This window comes from Vibrio sp. A2-1 (assembly GCF_021728355.1).
GTDB classification, from domain to species: domain Bacteria; phylum Pseudomonadota; class Gammaproteobacteria; order Enterobacterales; family Vibrionaceae; genus Vibrio; species Vibrio splendidus_K.
Map to the genome: position 1 here is coordinate 953,598 of NZ_JAKKCO010000001.1, position 20,168 is coordinate 973,765.

19 protein-coding genes and 1 riboswitch are annotated in these 20,168 nt (G+C 43.9%); of the genes, 4 read left to right on the forward strand and 15 right to left on the reverse strand.

Annotated elements, in window-relative coordinates:
- The first annotated feature begins 1 nt into the window (after position 1).
- On the forward strand, positions 2–1,423 hold the full coding sequence (locus L3V33_RS04010) for a phosphomannomutase CpsG (protein ID WP_237289225.1): 1,422 nt from the start codon (positions 2–4) through the stop codon (positions 1,421–1,423).
- 121 nt (positions 1,424–1,544) lie between these two features.
- Here L3V33_RS04010 and aroG read toward each other — a convergent pair whose 3' ends face one another.
- From aroG to L3V33_RS04030, 4 genes are all read right to left on the reverse strand, one after another.
- A complete protein-coding gene (gene aroG / locus L3V33_RS04015; protein ID WP_237289227.1) occupies positions 1,545–2,597 on the reverse strand; it encodes a 3-deoxy-7-phosphoheptulonate synthase AroG in 1,053 nt (350 codons plus the stop codon).
- Positions 2,598–2,910: 313 nt separating this feature from the next.
- Positions 2,911–3,126 carry a DUF3820 family protein gene (locus L3V33_RS04020; protein WP_004730103.1) on the reverse strand — a complete coding sequence of 72 codons (216 nt, stop codon included), beginning with the start codon at positions 3,124–3,126 and terminating at the stop codon, positions 2,911–2,913.
- A gap of 12 nt (positions 3,127–3,138) precedes the next feature.
- Positions 3,139–3,810: a DUF3313 domain-containing protein gene (locus L3V33_RS04025; RefSeq protein WP_054547099.1), complete on the reverse strand. Its 672-nt coding sequence runs from the start codon at positions 3,808–3,810 to the stop codon at positions 3,139–3,141.
- 98 nt (positions 3,811–3,908) lie between these two features.
- Positions 3,909–4,262 carry a hypothetical protein gene (locus tag L3V33_RS04030; RefSeq protein WP_054547100.1) on the reverse strand — a complete coding sequence of 118 codons (354 nt, stop codon included), beginning with the start codon at positions 4,260–4,262 and terminating at the stop codon, positions 3,909–3,911.
- A gap of 323 nt (positions 4,263–4,585) precedes the next feature.
- Positions 4,586–4,675, forward strand: a riboswitch (cyclic di-GMP riboswitch).
- 72 nt (positions 4,676–4,747) lie between these two features.
- On the opposite strand from L3V33_RS04030, the gene gbpA reads away from it, so the two are divergent.
- Positions 4,748–6,214, forward strand: coding sequence for an N-acetylglucosamine-binding protein GbpA (gbpA, locus tag L3V33_RS04035; RefSeq protein ID WP_237289236.1), 1,467 nt, complete (start codon positions 4,748–4,750; stop codon positions 6,212–6,214).
- Positions 6,215–6,325: 111 nt separating this feature from the next.
- On the opposite strand, the gene cyoE is transcribed toward gbpA, so the two are convergent.
- The 4 genes from cyoE to L3V33_RS04055 all read right to left on the reverse strand — a co-directional run bounded on the left by cyoE (position 6,326) and on the right by L3V33_RS04055 (position 9,996).
- Positions 6,326–7,300 (reverse strand): heme o synthase, encoded by a 975-nt coding sequence (gene cyoE / locus L3V33_RS04040; protein WP_237289238.1) that lies wholly within the window; start codon positions 7,298–7,300, stop codon positions 6,326–6,328.
- Positions 7,290–8,345 carry a COX15/CtaA family protein gene (locus L3V33_RS04045; RefSeq protein ID WP_108118094.1) on the reverse strand — a complete coding sequence of 352 codons (1,056 nt, stop codon included), beginning with the start codon at positions 8,343–8,345 and terminating at the stop codon, positions 7,290–7,292. Before L3V33_RS04045 ends, cyoE begins: the two co-directional genes overlap by 11 nt.
- 102 nt (positions 8,346–8,447) lie before the next feature.
- Positions 8,448–9,056, reverse strand: coding sequence for a hypothetical protein (locus tag L3V33_RS04050; RefSeq protein ID WP_237289239.1), 609 nt, complete (start codon positions 9,054–9,056; stop codon positions 8,448–8,450).
- Positions 9,049–9,996 (reverse strand): SURF1 family protein, encoded by a 948-nt coding sequence (locus L3V33_RS04055; protein ID WP_346730217.1) that lies wholly within the window; start codon positions 9,994–9,996, stop codon positions 9,049–9,051. Before L3V33_RS04055 ends, L3V33_RS04050 begins: the two co-directional genes overlap by 8 nt.
- Here L3V33_RS04055 and L3V33_RS04060 point away from each other — a divergent pair.
- Positions 9,884–10,114 carry a DUF2909 family protein gene (locus L3V33_RS04060; protein WP_029225153.1) on the forward strand — a complete coding sequence of 77 codons (231 nt, stop codon included), beginning with the start codon at positions 9,884–9,886 and terminating at the stop codon, positions 10,112–10,114. The genes L3V33_RS04055 and L3V33_RS04060 overlap by 113 nt on opposite strands.
- 37 nt (positions 10,115–10,151) lie before the next feature.
- Here L3V33_RS04060 and L3V33_RS04065 read toward each other — a convergent pair whose 3' ends face one another.
- Genes L3V33_RS04065 through coxB form a run of 4 tightly spaced genes read right to left on the reverse strand, consistent with a single transcriptional unit; the run spans position 10,152 to position 14,606 of the window.
- Positions 10,152–11,036, reverse strand: a complete 885-nt coding sequence (locus L3V33_RS04065; protein ID WP_017075833.1) for a cytochrome c oxidase subunit 3 — start codon at positions 11,034–11,036, stop codon at positions 10,152–10,154.
- Between the two features lie 38 nt (positions 11,037–11,074).
- Positions 11,075–11,704 carry a cytochrome c oxidase assembly protein gene (locus tag L3V33_RS04070; RefSeq protein ID WP_237289242.1) on the reverse strand — a complete coding sequence of 210 codons (630 nt, stop codon included), beginning with the start codon at positions 11,702–11,704 and terminating at the stop codon, positions 11,075–11,077.
- Positions 11,705–11,715: 11 nt separating this feature from the next.
- Positions 11,716–13,377, reverse strand: coding sequence for a cytochrome c oxidase subunit I (gene ctaD / locus L3V33_RS04075; protein WP_017075835.1), 1,662 nt, complete (start codon positions 13,375–13,377; stop codon positions 11,716–11,718).
- On the reverse strand, positions 13,374–14,606 hold the full coding sequence (gene coxB / locus L3V33_RS04080) for a cytochrome c oxidase subunit II (protein ID WP_237289244.1): 1,233 nt from the start codon (positions 14,604–14,606) through the stop codon (positions 13,374–13,376). Before coxB ends, ctaD begins: the two co-directional genes overlap by 4 nt.
- Before the next feature lie 500 nt (positions 14,607–15,106).
- On the opposite strand from coxB, the gene L3V33_RS04085 reads away from it, so the two are divergent.
- A complete protein-coding gene (locus L3V33_RS04085) occupies positions 15,107–16,831 on the forward strand; it encodes a phospho-sugar mutase (protein ID WP_237289246.1) in 1,725 nt (574 codons plus the stop codon).
- Between the two features lie 130 nt (positions 16,832–16,961).
- Here L3V33_RS04085 and L3V33_RS04090 read toward each other — a convergent pair whose 3' ends face one another.
- The 3 genes from L3V33_RS04090 to L3V33_RS04100 form a co-directional block, all read right to left on the reverse strand.
- The gene (locus tag L3V33_RS04090) at positions 16,962–17,594 is read right to left on the reverse strand and encodes a LysE family translocator (RefSeq protein ID WP_004730073.1); all 633 of its coding nucleotides are present in this window, start codon (positions 17,592–17,594) and stop codon (positions 16,962–16,964) included.
- A 150-nt stretch (positions 17,595–17,744) separates the two neighbouring features.
- A complete protein-coding gene (locus tag L3V33_RS04095; RefSeq protein ID WP_102444995.1) occupies positions 17,745–18,377 on the reverse strand; it encodes a fumarylacetoacetate hydrolase family protein in 633 nt (210 codons plus the stop codon).
- A 349-nt stretch (positions 18,378–18,726) separates the two neighbouring features.
- Positions 18,727–19,764 (reverse strand): porin, encoded by a 1,038-nt coding sequence (locus L3V33_RS04100; RefSeq protein WP_237289247.1) that lies wholly within the window; start codon positions 19,762–19,764, stop codon positions 18,727–18,729.
- Positions 19,765–20,168: the final 404 nt, after the last annotated feature.

Here is a 20,168-nt window from a genome sequence, read left to right on the forward strand (position 1 = left end):
AATGAAACCAACATTAGATCTTAGCTGCTTTAAGAACAACGACATTCGCGGCATCATTGGTAGCCAAATCAATGAGCCGTTTGCCTATCTGCTTGGAAAGGCGTTTGGTGAATATATCCTGTCAGGAAATGCCAAGACTCCAAGTGCATGGCCTCCAGTCGTTATTGGTCGAGATAACCGTGAAACGTCTTTGTCACTGCAAGAAGCCATTACTGCAGGCTTAATCGAGTCCGGGATAAGCGTCATTGATCTTGGGATGACTGGCACTGAAGAAGTCTACTTTGCGACTCGTCACCTAAAAGCGATTGGCGGAATACAAATCACAGCCAGCCATAACCCAATCAATTACAACGGAATGAAATTGGTCGGTGCTGATGCTAGCCCCATCAGTAAAAACAGTGGTTTAGATAAAATCAAACGACGTATTAAAGTACTGAATCAAGAGCTGAACACCGATTTGCCGATCTTTCATGTTCAATCAAATAACTCAGGCATATCGACCAGTATTCTCGCTCCCTATGTAGACCACCTGCTCTCCTACATAACACCTTCTAAACTTTCACCAATGAAGATTGTGGTTAACGCAGGAAACGGTGTTGCAGGACATGTCATTGATGCTTTAGAGAAGAAATTTAACGAACTCAGTGCCCCTATCACCTTCATCAAAGTTCACCATACTCCTGACGGAAACTTCCCTAATGGTATTCCCAATCCATTGATTAAAAAAAACCAAATAGCGACTCGAAATGCTGTGTTAGAACATTCGGCCGACCTTGGTATTGCATGGGATGGCGATTTTGACCGTTGCTTTTTCTTTAACGAAAAAGGCAACTACATTGAGGGTTACTATATTGTTGGCTTGCTAGCAGAAGCCTTCTTGTTAAAAGAACCTAACTCGACTGTGTTGCACGATATGCGTATGACATGGAACACGATTGAAGTCGCCAACAAATTTGGTGGGAAGGCTGTTGCAGCCAAAGCAGGGCATGCGCTCATCAAAGAGAAGATGCGAGAATTAAACGCTGTGTACGGTGGTGAAATGAGTGCGCACCATTATTTTCGTGATTTTGGTTATTGCGATTCAGGAATGATTCCTTGGCTACTGGTTATTGAATTGATGTCGAAAACTCAACAATCTCTTCACCAATTGACCAGCGCAAGTATGGATAGATTCCCTTCTTCCGGAGAGATCAATCGCAGAGTTTCAAACTCAGAACAAGTCATGGCTTGTGTGTTGTCACACTATCAAGATAATGCTGTTGAGATCGATCACACAGACGGGCTCAGCATGAATATGGGGACATGGCGCTTCAACTTACGAAAGTCCAATACAGAGCCGTTGATACGCCTCAACGTGGAAACCAAGCAAGATAGAACTTTACTGTCACTTAAAGTCGACGAGTTACTGTCTTTTCTCATTTAAGAATACAAAGCACTTCCAGTTTTTAACTAATTTTCAACTAAGAGCCACAAAAAAGCCCTTACTAGCGATTGCTAATAAGGGCTTTGAATTTTCAGTCGCTTAGTCGCTGACTGTAATTAGTTTACTTGTTACGACGAGCTTCAACAGCATCTGCCAGTTGGCGAAGTACTGTTTCAGTATCTTCCCAACCAATACAAGCATCGGTAATAGACTGACCGTATGTCGCTGCTTTGCCGTCAACCAAGTCTTGGCGACCTTCAACAAGGTGAGATTCAATCATCACACCAAAAATAGCTTTATCACCACCTGAAATCTGTGCACTTACGTCATCAGATACGTTAATTTGGCGTTTAAACTGCTTAGAGCTATTCGCATGGCTGAAATCAATCATCACCTTCTCTGGAAGACCTGAAGCTTTTAGTTCTTCCTTAATCTTGCTTACATGCTCTGCACTGTAGTTTGGCTCTTTACCACCACGTAGGATGATATGGCAATCAGGGTTACCTGCAGTTTCAATGATAGCGGAGTGACCGTACTTAGTTACAGACAAAAAGTGGTGAGAAGCACTCGCTGAACGAATCGCGTCGGTTGCGATCTTAATGTTGCCATCAGTACCATTCTTAAAGCCTACAGGGCAAGAAATACCTGAAGCAAGTTCACGGTGAACCTGAGATTCAGTCGTACGTGCGCCAATTGCACCCCAGCTAATTAGGTCAGCAACGTATTGAGGCGTGATCATATCTAGGAATTCACTTGCCGTCGGCATTCCCATATCAGTTAGGTCAAGCAGTAGCTTACGTCCTAGACGAAGACCATCGTTTAGCTTGAACGTATCATCCATGTATGGGTCGTTAATCAGACCTTTCCAACCAACAGTTGTACGTGGTTTTTCAAAATAAACACGCATTACGATTTCAAGGTTATCGCCTAGTTCATCACGTAACACTTTCAAGCGTTTGCCATATTCAAGTGCAGCTTCTGTGTCATGAATAGAACATGGGCCTACGATAACAAGTAAGCGGTCGTCGCTATCTTCTAAAATATTATGAATCGCTTTACGGCTTTCAAAGGTTGTAGAAGAAGCAATTTCTGTCGCTGGAAACTTTTCTAAAACAGCAACAGGTGGTAATAACTCTTTTACTTTGTTAATTCTTACATCATCAGTCTGAAACATCGCTTACTTCTTCCTATTTTCTATCCTTGAGCTGAATGTAGGTTATCTCACGTAACTTTCCATCAGCACTTATCTTCTTGTTCCCTGTAACTTAACTAGTAAAAACTCTAGTTTCAATCACTAATTCAAAAAAAACGCAATTTTTTTTGTGTTTTATATTTAAAACACCCCGTATAACATTATTTACACGCTATCGATTGCGCAATTTATCTCGGGATAAGGTCCATTGTTTTTCAAATCCCACTATACACGTAATATCTAATGATAATCTAAAATAAAAAAGCTCACGTTATTAGCGTGAGCTTCAATTAAATTACATTCTTTTCAAAGGTTTGACGACACTATCAAGCCCTTCGATTTTCAACGCAAGGCACAATTTTAATAAGTCGCCTAGCTCACCGCTAGGGAATCCCTTTTTATCAAACCACAGCAAATATTCTTCAGGCAAGTCGATCAATGTGCGACCAGCGTATTTGCCAAATGGCATCTGCATTCTAGCAAGTTTAATCAGGTTCTCTTTCTCTAGCATTACGTGCTCTTTCTATACATCGTCGATGTTCTGTAGAGTATCACCTAAACGTTCAACCCAATAATTGATCGCGTCTTTGGCGTCGTCCAACGAATCAATCATCGTCGAAAAATCTTTATTACCCGCTTCACGATCTATGGCAGCAAATAATGGCGTACCCTCTTGAGCATCGCTTACCAATAGTTCGACACTAGCGCTGCCCACATTGGTGTGCTCACCAGTTGCCACCTTAGATATGGTCGATATAGCAAGACCGAATGGTAGAACACTACTGGTTACGGCTAGGATAGGATTTGGTGTTTCAACGTTGCTCAAGGCAATGCTTAAACGTAACGTTTTACCCGTAGGCCCATTAACAATCGTTTTGTGAGGCGATATTTTCTCTTCCAAACGGGTAATCATATGGTCAGTGAGCTCTTGAATCTCTTCTTGATTCAACGTCCCTTCTTCTGCAAGAACAAAGATTTGGTCGATCACCACAGAGTCATAGTCATCCAACTTAGATTTCAAACGTTGTTCGTCACGTAGCCCAACCCTTGCCCACACTAAATCGACACCGCCACCAGGTCCAGGTCGAAAATCTTCATAAGTAGTAAATTTGGTTGCGGTTTTAATCGGGCCGCCGGCACAACCAAACATGAAAATGCAGGTTGCGACAAACAAGAGAAATTTTAAAGGTTTCATAGCGCACTTAGATTAAATTCAATATTTCAACCAAGTATGCCATACCCTAAGTGAAAGGATTGTAGGAAAGGAGTTAAAAATCAAAGCTAGCTTTAAAATTAATCATGCTGAACGGTGTGTGCATACTCTACGATTACTTGATTTCCTTCGATGTAAGCATTTTGAATTTCACCATCAACACTCATTCTACTTTTCAAATAAACTATTTTAGGTCCAGATTGGTTACCTTCTTTGAGTGAAGGGAACACATTCCTAGGTTCTAAATGAAGTAAGCGACAAAAGTGACTAATGAAAGACATAGTCAATGCTGTCTCCCCTCTTAGCACTCTTGAGAAATCAAGCTGGTTCATGCCTAGCTTCTTCGAAAACTCCATCTGCGTAATTCGCATTCGCGACTTTTGTGACATCCACGTTTGATACAACGCATCTCTGTCTTGCTCTGTAAATTCCATACCGACTCCTTTATATAATTCGTACCAATCAATTGTCCGGCTTTTCATACACAGCATGTCAGCGTTCGGTTAGTGGAAACCAAAGGTTTGGTTTTGATATGCGCTCAATCGGTGTACGGAACAAAGAATAATAACCATTAATCATTCACAAAAACAATTAGAGCAATTACTTTCTTTATTTATATCAATTGTTTATATGTTACCTAGGAACACATATGGCAAGTTAATTTGTATTAAGAATTATAAGTTCGAGATTAGCATTCCACATTTAAATCTATTGTGTCGCATTTATAAAAGCTGTTGGCTACATTTCGTTTGCTCAAACTCACTTCTGGCAAACTATTTGAAAGAATAGGACGCAAAGCCACCGGTCTGTCGACATATATTCAGTCTATGATAGCGGGGCCGCCACTTAATAGAATTTAAGTGTAAATGCATGCCGGAGTGTTCTCTTTTTTGTCGGCCAAATACAGTAAGGACAAATAATGAAACAACTCCCAAAAAAATCGCTCATCGCGCTATCGCTACTTAGCGTCAGTGGAGCAAGCTTCGGTCACGGTTATGTCTCGGCATACGATAATGGCGTAGCAGAAAGCCGTGTCGCGTTGTGTAAATTCCCAGCGAGTGATACACAACAAAAAAACACAGGCTGTGGTGGTATTCAATATGAACCACAAAGTGTAGAAGGCCCTGAGGGCTTCCCTGAAGTCGGCCCTGCCGATGGAAAAATCGCTAGTGCACAATCTTCTTTAGCGGCAGCGCTAGATGAGCAAACCGCAGACCGCTGGGTTAAGCGCCCTATCAAATCTGGATCTCAGTACTTTGAGTGGACGTTCACAGCGAACCACAAAACCCGTGATTGGAAATATTACATTACGCAACCCGACTGGAACCCAAACCAACCTTTAGCACGCAGTTCTTTTGATTTAACGCCATTCTGCGTCGTTGAAGGCAATATGGAACAACCACCGATGCAAGTCAGCCACTTGTGTAATGTACCAGAGCGTGAAGGTTATCAAATGATTCTTGCTGTATGGGATGTGGGTGATACTGCAGCGGCTTTCTACAACGTTATCGATGTAAAATTTGACGGCGATGGCCCTGTTATCCCGGATTGGGATCAAGGCGGTCAAATCAATCCAACTCAAGACCTGAATGTAGGCGACGCAGTTTACACTCGTGTCTTCGACCAATCTGGTGAGAACGCTTCATACAGTACAGAGCTAGTGATTGAGAACAACGAGCAAGGTAAAGCAAACAACTGGTCTTACGCGCTTGCTTCTAAGATCAATCAAGAGCAAACGCAAATCAAAGCGGGCCAGTTAAACGATCAAAACGATTTCGCGCCAGTGTACGGCACTAACCCTGTTTATCTAAAATCAGGTTCAGGCTTTAAGAGCGTAGAAATCGGTTACAAGATTGATACTCCAGAGCCAGATCATGAGTTAGAAGTCACAGGCCTAGAGTCTGAGTATGTTATTGATGAGAACCAACCTACACAGCTTGATCTTACATTAGCGGCAACTGGCGATATTCAAGCAGAACTGACCGTTTACAACCATCACCGTGAAGCACTTGCATCTCAGAAATCTGAGTTATCAGACGGACAAGTTGAAGATGTTCAACTCACTCTATCTAAGTCGGAAGCAGGCCACCACATGCTTGTAGTTGTGACGAAAGATGACCAAGGTAACCTAGTAGATCAAAATACGCTTGATTTCCATCTAATGGACGAGCAAACGCCTCCACCAGCCGGCGATTATGACTTCATATTCCCTGAAAGCATTGAGTCTTACACAGCAGGAACTAAGGTTCTGAGCAGCGACGGCGGCGTTTATCAGTGTAAAGAGTTCCCATACTCTGGTTACTGTGTTCAATGGGCTCCAACAGCAACTCAGTACGAACCAGGTGTCGGTTCACACTGGCAAAGTGCTTGGAACAAAGTGGACTAAGTACTCGCTAGATACTTACTTTGTATTAAGTGAGTTTTAGTCATCAACCAAACAAAAACGGATGCCCAAAGCATCCGTTTTCTTGTTCAGTAAAAGTAAAAACGCCAGTTGTTAAAGTAGATAGTGGTCTGCCAACAGAGCAACAAACAAGATCATGAGATGATAGATGGAGAACTTAAAGGTCTTCATCGCCATATTAGGCTCATCACGATACTTAAGTACCCAAGCGTGGTAAACAAACCCAGCGTTGAGCACCAATGAAGCGCTCAAATATATCCAGCTGCTCATGCCGACTAACACCGGCAATATACATACGATGCTCAACAACAAGGTATAGAGCAAAATAGAAGTCTTAGTGTATTCGATTCCGTGGGTCACAGGCAGCATGGGGATATTCACTTTGGCATACTCATCACGACGATGAATTGCCAACGCCCAGAAGTGCGGAGGCGTCCAAATAAAGATGATCATCACCAACAACCAAGCATTTGAGTGCAACTCATTGGTAACCGCCGTCCAGCCTAGTAGAGGTGGCATTGCGCCTGCGATCCCTGCAATCACAATGTTTTGCGGCGTCGCTCGCTTCAGATACATGGTATAAATCACTGCGTAACCTAATAAGCTTGCAAAGGTTAACCAAGCGGTCAGTTGATTGACCCACACCACTAACGTGGCAAACCCAAGTAAGCCGATACCAGACGCAAAACTGAACACACGCACACTACTCAGTTCACCCGACGGTAAAGGTCGTCGATTAGTGCGAGTCATTTGCCCATCGATCTTTTTATCGATCAAGTGGTTAAACGCAGCCGCTGAACCTGCCATTAACCCTATCCCAATCATTCCGAACACAGTTTGTTGTAAAGGCAATCCATTCGGCACGGCCAAGCACATCCCAACCAGTGCAGTTAGCAGCATCAAAGCAACCACCTTGGGCTTGGTCAGTGTTAAATAGACCTTCCAAGTGGTTTTGCTTTTCGAGGCCAGCTCATTTTTTAGAGCACTTTCACCGCTGGCAGCTATCTCTTGACTTGAAGCTGCGTCTTGAACCACCACTCTATTTTGTGTCGACGTTCTACTGACCATGATTACCTCCTTGTAATACATTGTTCTTAGCCAAACACTCGCTTGGTTTGTACTGCCACACCACAAAGTTAGTCACAACCATACTCACAAGCAACATTGCCGCCATTAGGTTATGCAAAACCGCAACGGATATCGGCAGGTGGAACAAGACATTGCTAATCCCCAAACTGACTTGAGCAAACAACACCATCGCAACAATGATACTCAGCTTCTGTTGAGGTGCTTTACCCAACTTCCAAAGTTGATACACAATCATCAACACAGTTAATGTGGCAACAATAGCACCAAAACGATGCATGACATGTATGGTAAGTCTTGCTGGATACTCCAACACACCAAACTCATAATTATCATGTCCGTGTTGAGCAAAATCGAAAGCATTTTTGAAATCGAGATAAGTTACCCAGTTTCCCTCACAGATGGGTAATTGGGTGCACACCAGAGCGGCATAGTTTGACGATGTCCAGCCACCGAGCAGTATCTGCCCGACCACAATGAGTAATCCGAATAGTGCCGAGACTTTAAGTGGTGAAGAATAGGAAGCCTCGCCGAAACGGTTTTGGAATTGAGACAAACGGCAGTAGAGCAGACACAACAGTGACAGCAACGTGAAGCCCCCCATCAAATGCGCCATAACCACAACGGGCATCAACTTGAGAGTCACCGTCCACATTCCAAGCAAAGCCTGAAATATCACGGTTGCAGAGATAAGTAACGGAAGACCAGCAGCTGTTATATTCTTTTTAATACACCAAGCAACAACGACAAAGATAAGCAGCCCTAATGTTCCTGCAAAGTAGCGATGGATCATCTCTATCCAAGCTTTGTCTGCTTCGAGAGCTCGTTCTGGAAATTGTAGATTGGCTTGATTAACGGCTTGGGTATTCGAGGGAACGGTGATCTTTCCATAGCACCCAGGCCAGTCAGGACAGCCAAGGCCAGCATCAGACAAACGGGTATAAGCGCCGAGCACAATCACGGTAAGGGTTAACAAGATAGTTAATCTCATCATGTGTATGAGCAAATCAGGGGCTTTATTCTGCATCGTTTATCTCCCTATACTTATTCCCTTTTCACTAACAACACTCAGCATTAACGCAATCTGCTAAAGCTCATCAACTCAAGCTTATCAACTTAAGCTGATTAACTACCCAACTCGTGACAGCTTAAGCAGCTTTCTTAGATCATGAATCATGCCTTTAGATTGGCTGACTAGCTGCGAAGGATCAGAAACACTTTTGTATTCCATAACCAATTGCCCGAGTGGGTCAATTATGACAATAGAAGCGGGTGCAAACTCAGTACTTAATTGATCACCACCAGCTAAAAACGACAAATCAGGCTTGTTGAGCGAACCCAACAACGAGTTACCTTCTGAGACGAAAACAACGGCGGTCACTCGCTCTTTGTTTTTCCCTAACGCTAAGTAGCTTTGATTCAAATAATGGAGTTGTTGTTCACACAAGCTTTCGCACTCCATCGGTGCGATATAACCCACAACCCAATCCTCTCCTGCCATGGGTACCGTTACGCCGAAATCCGCTAATGTAATTCTTGGTTCTACCAATTCGCCTGAGTTAGTGACACCCGAGGTATACCAATTCTGGTCCAATACAGTTTTGGCGATAATGGCTGGCAAAGCGAAAATTAAAACAAGTCCAATTAATACCAAGCGCCCTTTAGTACGACGGCTTCTGAGCTCAGCCATGTTTGCCTCGGTACTTTCCCTGTTCACTTGTGCTTGAGACTTATCCATCGTTGTTCTCCGTGATAGGTGTCGCTTTTAGGTACCGATAGCCAATTAACAACATCAAAAACAAAAGTACCGCTGCCATTACAAACCATTGAAATGAGTAACCGAAGTGCTTCTCAGATTTCATTGCCGTCGGCCGCCATAACAACTCATAAGGCCACGATTCTAAGCTTTGCGGTTGGAAGACAAAGGGTAAAACGGCTTGTCCTGTGTACTCTGATAACGCTGTGATGTTGATGTTTTGAATTCTTTTAGGCGTTGTGTTTTCTAAACCCAGCTCATGACTTAGAGGATTCACTGAACGAGTGTACAAACGCCCTGACATATTGGTTGGTAGTGTTATGTTTCCTAGTTGTGGAAGCTCTTTTCTGTCATTACTTGCCGCAACGAACCCCAGATCGATCAATAACTGCTTTTCGGCCACTAAAGACTCGTTTTCATCTTTAAAGCGAACCTCACCCAACATGTAAATCACATACCCCACCGCTCCTTGGTTAACCTGATTGTCTAACAAGACCACTAAACCACTTGGTGTTTCCAATTCCACATCAACCTTCAAACCATTTAAAGACAGCTGTTCAGATGCACCTTGCGCTTGTATACGCGAGTCCTTCCATTCAGAGATAACCGCATCCAATGACCTCGGCGATTGCTGCGCTCTTTCTGATAGCTGTTGTTCATAACGCAATTTCTCGTTACCACGCTCTAACTGCCACAAACCCAACTTGATTAAAATGCCGACTGAAACCACAGTTAAAACAACCGCTATCCAAAAACCTTTACTGCGGAACTTGTGTTCATCATCAATCAATCGGTTTGGAGTTATCACTATGGCGTCATCTACCTTTGTGTTGTTGTTTAAAATTGTATTGGTCGCTTTGCTGTTTTTTATCGCTTTCAATTTGATGAAAGGTCTAATCCAAATCGCCTCAGGTAAACACAATGGCAAAAGACTGAGTCACTTCTTGGGTCGTCGAGTCATGTGGTCAGCCGTTGTCGTGCTACTGTTATTACTGGCGTTAGGTTCAGGAATGATAACTCCCAACCCTCGCCCTTATTAAGCCCATACAAACCTAACAGCTAGACCGATATATTTCGTTAGAGCACATAAACAAACACAAACAGACCTAACCAAACCACATCGACAAAGTGCCAATACCAACTGCCCGCTTGGAACGCAAAGTGGTCTTTCGGAGTGAAGTGGTCCTTCGCAACTCTCGCCAGTAACACAATCAAAAAAATCGTTCCTAAACACACATGCAAACCATGGAATCCGGTCAGTAAGAAGAAGGTATTGCCGTAGATGCCGGATTGAAGCGTCAGCCCCATCTCTTGATAAGCGTGAAGGTACTCTTCAACTTGGAAGAACAGGAAGAAGCCAGCCAGAACAATGGTTATCTCTAACCACACGATCAAAGCCATACGCTTATTTTGTTCAAGACTGATATGTGCCATATGCAGCGTCACAGAGGAAAGCAGTAGGATAATGGTGTTCTTAAGCGGGATACCTTGCCAAGGCATTGCTTGCGTCGTCACACCATCTGGTGTGGTGGTCAGCGGCCATATCGACTGAAACATCGGCCACAGCACTTCGTGAGTCATTGCATTGTTGCCTGCGCCACCAATCCAAGGCACAGAAATCATACGAGCATAAAAAAGTGCGCCAAAGAAAGCACCGAAAAACATAATTTCAGAGAAGATGAACCAGCTCATACCTTGTCGAAACGAACGAGATATCTGCTCAGAATAGAGGCCGCTTAGCGATTCGGTGATCACATTGCTAAACCAACCTGCGAGCATGTAAAGCAACACACAAAACCCAACTAACAGCACTGCTTTTCCAAACACACCACCAGCGGAATCGGTACCCATGTTTTGCACCGTCAAGCCAGCGCCAACCGCGACCAAAAACAATGCAACGGCACCCACTAATGGCCAGTGGCTTTGATGTGGAACGAAATAAACTTCCTTTTTAGAACTCATCGCTCAACTCCTTATGTTGATACTGGTTCTGTAAATCCCTAGTTACTTGCGAGCACGTTAGGCTCAGGCTTATTTGCCTCTCCACTCACCTGACTCGTGATGTTAAACAACGTGTAAGAGAGCGTAAGCGTATGTATTGATTCTGGAATGTCGGGCTCAATGTAAAATATCAACCCCATTTCAGCGGTTTTGTGTCCGTCCAATGGCTGCTGATTGAAACAAAAGCATTCCATCTTATTGAAGTAAGTTGCCCCCATACCTGGAGAAACCGATGGTACAGCTTGGCCAACCAATGAGGATCCAGAAAGATTTTTGGCAATGTAGTTAGTCTGAACCACCTCACCGGGGTGAACCTCTAAAACACGAACTTCGGGCGAAAATTGCCAAGGCATATCAGGCTTAATGTGCGACATGAACTCCACTCGAACAGTACGAGAGTAGTCAGGTTGCATTCCTTGAGGTTGAACCACAGAAACGCTATTAGTCTTGCCATTAATCCCCAAAGCATCACACATCACATCGTAGAGCGGCACCAAAGCAAAGCCGAAACCAAACATCGCAACCACACTCAAAACTAAATAACCTGTCAACTTCTTAGTCGAGCGCTTCTTAGACGGGTGCTTTGGCTGCTGCTTCTCTGAATTTAGGTCGCTTTGTTTATCACTCATGGCTATTCCCTTTAATCAACTTTAGGTGGATGAGTAAAGGTGTGGTGAGGGGCAGGGCTAGGAACTGTCCACTCTAGACCTTCAGCTCGGTCCCAAGGCTTGCTTGGCGCAGTCTCCCCGCCTCTCACACACTTGATAACTAACCATAAGAAGATCAGCTGAGACAAACCAAAGGCAAAGCCACCTATCGACACGACTTGGTTAACATCAGCAAACTGAATCGCATAATCCGGTATACGACGCGGCATTCCGGCTAACCCTAAAAAGTGCATTGGGAAAAACAACACATTGACCGATACTACCGATGTCCAGAAATGCCACAGACTGAGCTTGTGGTCGTACATATGCCCTGTCCATTTCGGCAACCAATAATAGGCGGCGGCCATAATTGAGAACACAGCACCTGTCACCAGAACATAGTGGAAGTGAGCCACAACAAAGTAGGTATCGTGGTATTGGAAATCGGCAGGTACGATAGCAAGCATCAATCCAGATAGCCCACCAATCGTGAATAGAACGATAAAGGCAATAGCAAACAGCATTGGTGTTTCAAAGGTCAAAGCACCCCGCCACATCGTCGCCACCCAGTTAAACACCTTCACTCCCGTAGGCACTGCGATCAACATGGTGCAATACATGAAGAACAGCTCGGCAAATACTGGCATACCGGTAGTGAACATGTGGTGCGCCCACACTAAGAATGACAGCAGTGCGATACTGCATGTTGCGTACACCATCGAGTGATAACCAAATAAACGCTTGCCACTGAATGCCGGGATTATGGCAGAGACAATACCAAAAGACGGTAAAATCATGATGTATACTTCAGGGTGTCCAAAGAACCAGAATATATGCTGGAACATCACCGGATCCCCGCCACCCGCAGCATCAAAAAAGCTCGTCCCAAAGTACTTATCCGTTAGTACCATGGTTACGGCTCCCGCGAGTACAGGCATGACGGCTATCAATAAGAAAGCGGTAATCAACCAAGTCCATACGAACATCGGTAACTTGAACCAAGTCATGCCCGGCGCGCGCATGTTCACTATGGTTACGATGACGTTAATCGCCCCCATGATCGAACTGATCCCCATAATATGAACTGAGAACACAAACAGCGCCGTACTATCAGGACCATAAGTTGTCGAGAGCGGCGCATAAAATGTCCAACCAAAGCTCGGGCCGCCTCCCTCAGTAAACAAAGAACCAATTAAGATCAAGAAAGCAAAAGGTAGAATCCAGAAACTGAGATTGTTCATTCTCGGCAGCGCCATGTCTGGAGCACCAATCATCATTGGGATCATCCAGTTAGCCAAACCTGTGAATGCAGGCATTACGGCACCAAACACCATTATTAAACCGTGTACGGTAGTCATCTGATTAAAGAAGTCTGGCTCAACGAGCTGTAACCCCGGTTGGAATAACTCCGCACGGATCACCATCGCCATGGCGCCGCCTGTTAAGAACATGGCAAAGCTGAACCAAAGGTAAAGTGTACCTATGTCTTTGTGGTTGGTTGAGTAAAGCCAACGTGCCCAACCTTTGGGAGCAGCATGTGAGTCGTGATCATCATGAGGTAAATCATGGCTGTCCAATGAACCTTCAGCTGAATGACTCAGTGCTTGATCTTCTGCGGGAGCCGATTTCACCGGCTTATTGATTGGCGAACTCATAACTGCTCCTTAGCATCGTTTTGTGCCTCATCCGTTGAGCCTTGTTCACTGTTCGTTTCACTTTGTTCGTTGTCAGACCCTCCTTCTTGCTTCGCCTTATAAGCGTTCACATCTGAAGCCTGAACCACATCGCCAGTGTCATTACCCCAAGCATTTCTTTGATAAGTCACTACCGCAGCAATCTCTTTCTCGGTTAATTGATTATCAAATGCCTGCATTGCGGTGCCTCCGCGACCATAAACAATGGTATCGATATGAACACCCACATCACCAAGTGCTATAGGGCTTCCTTTAATGGCAGGAAATGCGCCGGGAATACCCTCTCCGTTGACTTGATGGCAAACGGCGCAACGGGTTTTGTAAACTTCTTCACCGATGGCATTCAATTCTTCTAAGGAAAGTGACGCATCTAGCGCATCTTGCGCAGCTTGTTGTGCGGCTATCGCCAATTCTTTCTGCTCCGCTAACCATGCGTCAAAATCGTCTTCTTCCATAGCACGTACCACAATCGGCATGAAGCCATGAGCACGACCACACAATTCAGCACACTGACCTCGGTATACGCCAGGCTCATCGATCTTTGTCCACGCCTCATTAATGAAACCGGGAATGGTATCTTTCTTAACCGCAAAAGCAGGCACCCACCATGAGTGAATAACATCATCGGAAGTCATCAAAAAGCGGACTTTACGATTGATAGGCAGTACAAGCGGCTTATCAACCTCTAGCAGGTAATGCGCGCCTTTCACTTCGATGCCTTCAATCTCTTTGTCACTGGTTGCTAGGAGGCTGAAAAACTCAACGTCTTCACCAAAATAGCTGTAATGCCATTTCCATTGTGACCCTGTGATTTTAACGGTCAGATCTGATTGGGAGGTGTCTTCCATCGCTATCAAGGTTTTAGTGGCGGGTATCGCCATAGCGATGAGGATGATAATAGGAATGATGGTCCAAAGAATTTCGACTTTGGTACTTTCGTGAAAATGAGCTGCAACCGCTCCCTTCGACTTACGGTGTCTCAGAATCGAATAAAACATCACACCAAAAACAACGAAAGCGATCGCGCAACAGATGTAGAAGATCAACATATGAAGTTCATACACCTTACCGCTGATCTCAGTGACACCTTGAGTCATGTTGTATTCAGTGCTGGCATGCACCAAAGGCGATACCAAAACCACAACAAAACTTTTCAAAAGCCACCCTAGCCTAACCAGTAATCTTTTCAAAAGATCTCTCCTTATCCTTCCTAATTGGATACTTGTGACCTAAATGTCGTGCGAGCCATATATCGTTGCGAGCTATGTTTAATTACTAGCTATATGTCATTGCGAGCTGAACAACATTCATTGTTACTCCAGCTGCACATGAAAGACTGAATCTCAATCTACAACTCACAGGAACTTGCCTGTAAACGGGCTGCTGACCTCATCTCAACCTAAGAACTAATACGGCTCATAAGCGTTGGAAGTTTCCATGAAAGATTCAAAAACGGCGAATTTGTTAAGTTTTGTTATATTTATGTAAAAGGCTAGTTAGTGATATCCAATTGTTCAAGGTAAGTTTACTTATTAAACAGTCAATTATTGAGAGTGGCTTAATCCACGCGCCCTCGCCGTTATAAATTATTTTATATTGAGTTTTACGATTGCTTTCATGGAAATGATAATCAATATCACTTAAATTAGTTCAACAGTAAGTCATACCGACATTAAAAGGTTTAGTGATTATGCAAGATGCAATGAACTGGTTAGCGAGAGACCCAGACCCAAGAACTCGTGAAGAGCTTCAACACCTCATCGATGAGGGAATGCACGACGAATTAGAAGACCGCTTTAGTCAACGATTGGAATTCGGAACGGCGGGCTTACGAGGCAAAGTCGGATGCGGTCCAAATAGAATGAACCGCTTGGTGATACAAGAAACTGCGACCGGGCTTGGTCACTATTTAATAGAACATGTTGCCAATGCCACCATCCGTGGCGTCGTTATTGGCTATGACGGGCGCTTAGATTCAAAGCAGTTCGCCATTGATACCGCTTCTGTGCTTACAGCTTTGGGGATTAAGGTTTACCTAACCTCCGATGTCGCAGCAACCCCTATTGTTGCTTTTGGTATTGAGCATTTCAATGCGGCTGCCGCTGTTGTTGTTACGGCGAGCCACAACCCGCCGGAATACAATGGGTTCAAAGTATACTGGGAGAATGGCGCTCAAATCATTCCCCCTCACGATGCAGGTATTGCCGGCGAAATCGATGTCGCTTCAACCAAGCCAATCCCATTAATGAGCCTAAGTGATGCCGAAACGCAAGGTAAACTGGTGTGGTTAACTGAGGGTTATTATCAAACGTACCGTGCTGCTATTAATCAAAGTCCGTACGTGAATAACACTCTTGAATCGGCGAATACCACCATCACCTACACGGCAATGCATGGGGTGGGGGCAAAAATGGCGGAAGATCTTCTTCACGATGCTGGATTCCACAAAGTATTCAGTGTGGCTGAACAAAGAGAGCCTGATGGTAACTTCCCGACCGTTAACTTCCCGAACCCCGAAGAAAAAGGGGCAATGGATCTCGTTATTAACCTCGCAAAAAGTGTCGATGCCGACATAGCTTGTGCCAACGATCCAGATGCAGATCGATTCGCCGTTGCGGTCAGAACTGACGATACAGCTAGAACTGATGATGCTTCCTATAAAATGCTAACAGGCGATCAAGTCGGCGTGCTATTCGCACATTACTTGTTGTCGAAGCCGCATACCAAAAACCAGTTAGTTGGTAACAGCATCGTGTCTTCAACTCTGCTTGAAAAAGTGGCTCAATCCCACGGTGCGACTTACTTTCAAACGCTAACGGGCTTTAAATGGTTGGCGAATATTGGGATGCAGTTGGAGGATGAGCAGAATGAGTTCTTGTTCGCCTATGAAGAAGCCCTTGGTTACACAATCGGCACTCAGGTACGAGATAAAGATGGGCTATCGGCTATCGTCGTGTTTGCTCAATTAGTTGAGGAGTTAAAATCTCAAGGCCGAACCGTTTGGGATCTTCTCGCTCAAATTTCATTTGAACATGGTGTTCATACCAACGCGCAGCGAAGCATTGCTCTTGACCCAGATTCACCATCAATAGGTTCTAAACTCAGAACGGCACAACCTAAAGCAATAAACGGTGTTGCTATCTCTGTGATTGAAGATCTGCAGTCTTCTTTGCGCTTCGTCATTGGTGGCAATACTGAAGCGATTAACCTGCCTTCAAGTGATGTTCTCATCTATCACCTAGAAGATGGCACACGCATTATCGTCCGACCTTCAGGCACAGAACCAAAAGTGAAAGTCTATTATGAGACGGTAACAAAGTTCGAAGGGACAGAAACATACGAAGACACTCGCCTACGCGGTGAAGAAGACATGAATAAACTGATTGAACAACACCAGCAAGAGTTGAACGCTTAGTGAATCATCGTTTTCAAAACATCAGTTCTATAAAGTGCAATATGTAACTGCTAGGAATAAAAAATGGACGCTCAAAGCGTCCATTTTTGTCTCAGCGGCTAACCGCGAGAAGATGTTTGGGTTGATTCGTCTACGAAGTAAAGAAAGAGGACAACATCCAGATAGCCAGCACGATGAAGACTCCGCCCATCACTTTCTGCTGATAGGTACGAAACTTAGCATTCTCTACGAGAGACTTACCAATCGTACCCACTAAAGCCACCAGCAAAAAGTTGAACGTTAAGCCGAGAACATTCAACAATAAACCCAGAACGAGCATCTGTTCACCAGAAGTCGCTTCAATATTCGTCGACACAAACTGTGGTAAGAACATCACAAAGAAAACCAACGCTTTAGGGTTAAGCAGGTTACTAATCAATGCTCGTTGATAGTAGGCTTTTGCAGCAAAGTTGTCGCTTAACTCAGGCGCATTGCCCTGCTCTGTTCGAAGACAATCCCACCCCATTTTTAATAAGTAGGTACCGCCTAACAGATGAAGAGCTTTTAACGCCACTGGACTCATCGCAATCAATGCTGAAACACCCATTGCTGCCAATACTGTCAGGATAATTCCGGAAGTCGCGTTACCCAAACTTGCAAACACACCAACCTTGCGGCCATAGCTCATACTTGAGCTCGCGATGAGTAACATATCAGGGCCCGGCAAAAGGAGAAGTGCAACAACGGCAGTCAGGTAAACAGGTAGGATGGCTAAGTCGATCATGGGTTTCAGTATTGATAAAAACGGAGGCGGATTTTATATCAATTACCAACACCATTCCAGATGCAATTAGTTGTAAGATAGTAAAAGATTCGAATTAAACACCATCAATGAACAATAAAGCAAATTTATTAACCAAATAGAAAAGACTACTTAACTTGCTACCCACTCGATCTCAATCAATGTCGTTTCACCACACTTTAGACGGCCAAGGAAGATATCACCTCGATGGACCTCACCAACACCTTTTGGGGTACCTGTCATTACAACATCACCATCAAGCAAAGTCGTGTAAGAAGAGAGCTCTTCTAGGATAGTTTGTGGAGAATACAGCATCTGCTCAACGTGACCCTTTTGAACGCGGACACAGTTAATAAATAATTCTAGGTTTAAGTCAGAGAGATCAAAATTATCAACGGGAACAAAGCGACTAAAGACAGCCGAACCATCAAAGGCTTTGGCACGCTCCCAAGGTAAACCTTTGGCTTTTAAACTGCTTTGCAACTCACGCTTGGTAAGGTCTAAGCCGAATCCCACTGCAGAATATTCACCGTTTTCAACAATAAAACAGATCTCTGCTTCGTAGTGCAGCGCTTCTTGATGAAAAGAAGACAGAGAGGAAGTAACACTGGTGCTCGGCTTATTGAAAACCACCATAGAGTCAGGGATCGCATTGTTAAGTTCTTCAATGTGATCGACATAGTTACGCCCAACACACAGTACTTTTGTTGGGGTTGCTGTTCGTTTCGAATTCATCAATTGTTTCTGATCTACAACGCTGCTCATAGTTTATCCCTGAACTATTTTTAGAGAGCAGAGTTTAGCGCATCATAAAATGAGAGTCTTCGACAAGATGATTACCGATCTCTAAATTCTGATCTTGAGCTCAATTCATTGATTTGAATACTTTTAGGTCAATATCGGTGTATATCTCGACCTACCCACCAGAAATAGAGTCATCGGCTTACATAAATTAGAGAAAATGAAACTAAAGTAGGCAGTTAAATTTGAAGAGCATTAAAACGAAAGAAGCCCTCTCAAACCAAAAGGCTTGAGAGGGCTTAGCATGGTGTCTAGGACAGTATCCTAAAAGGTAAACTTAAGGAGTAAACACTATGCTAAATAAGTCTGCGACTTATAGGTAGTAACGAGCACCAAGTAGCCACTGGTCGTCAGCTTTTTCTTTGTACACGCCAGAACCTTGTAGATCGAACTGGTAACCAGCAAAGCCTACGAACTGAGATGTGAAGTTGTATTCAGCTTGTAGAGCAGTTGTAGCAAATACTGTTTCGCTCATCTTGTCATCTTCTACAGCTTCGTAGTTAACGCTTAGGTTAAGGCTGTTAGATAATGCGTAAGAAGCTAGCAATTCAACTGCAACTGACTCTTCAAGAATCTGGCCGTTACCAGAGTTCATGTAGTTATTCATTGCGTATACACCAGCAAGGTAAAGACCTTCCGCGCCGTATGAACCGTAAGTTGCACTCAATACGTGAGAGTCAGCAGTTTGTGAGCCAGCACCAAAGTACTTAACATCACCGGTGTTGTAAGCGTAGTTTGCAGTAACGTCAGCAATCGCGTAGTTCAATGCAACTTGACCACGGTTACCGTATGTAGTTGCGCCATCAACCTTACGACCTTGCCAAGCAACAGCTGCGCTTAGAGAGCCAGCGTTACCGAAATCGATAGCGTTGCCGTAGCTCACCATCTCTTCACCACGACCAGTACCTAGGTTACCGTGATCTTCGTAGATGAAGTCATTCGCGAATGCGATTGGCATATCTGCTACGCCAGCAACGTTGTAGTAAGGTGCCCATTGAGTACCTACTGCTGCACGACCGTAATCGTCGTGAGAAAGACCAACGTAGCCAAGACGAGTTGTGAATGACTCTTCACCACCGTCAAGCATGTTTAGCGCCCATTCACCTTTAGCGTCAGCAGTAAAGCCGTTGCCAAGCTCGTGAGTTGCACCGAAGTTGATACGTGGAGAAACAGACTCTACACCGATGTCATCGCTGTTTTGACGGTCATCGCTGTTTACGTCACCAACTGCAACTGATACGTGACCACCAACAGAGAATGTTGTGCCGTCTTCGTTGTAAAGTTCTACAGCAACTGCCTGTGTACCAAATACTGCACCAGAAATTGCTAGCGCTAAAAGTTTCTTATTCATTGTCATATCCATTATGTAACTGGGTGAGTTATTCACTAACAACCTCGTGCTTACGGAGAAGTTGTTACCTGCATTTAACAAGTAGGCAAACACTAATATACGAATGACAAAAAAGTTGCATTAAAATATATAAAATAAAAAAAATCACACTATAAAAATCAAAAAAAACTTTATAAACAATATCATACAAATAAAATCACAAGCGTAACTTGGTATTTATTGAGATAAATCTATCAGTGTTTTTGATTTTCTAGTCATCAAATAAACATTAAAAATCAAAATTAAAATTTACTCGTCAGACCATTACATGACAAAACCTTAACCTTGAAACATTTTGTAACAATGAGAATCCGATTGAAATATTTAATCGTGTGAAACAATTCCCACTTTAGAGAAGATAAAAG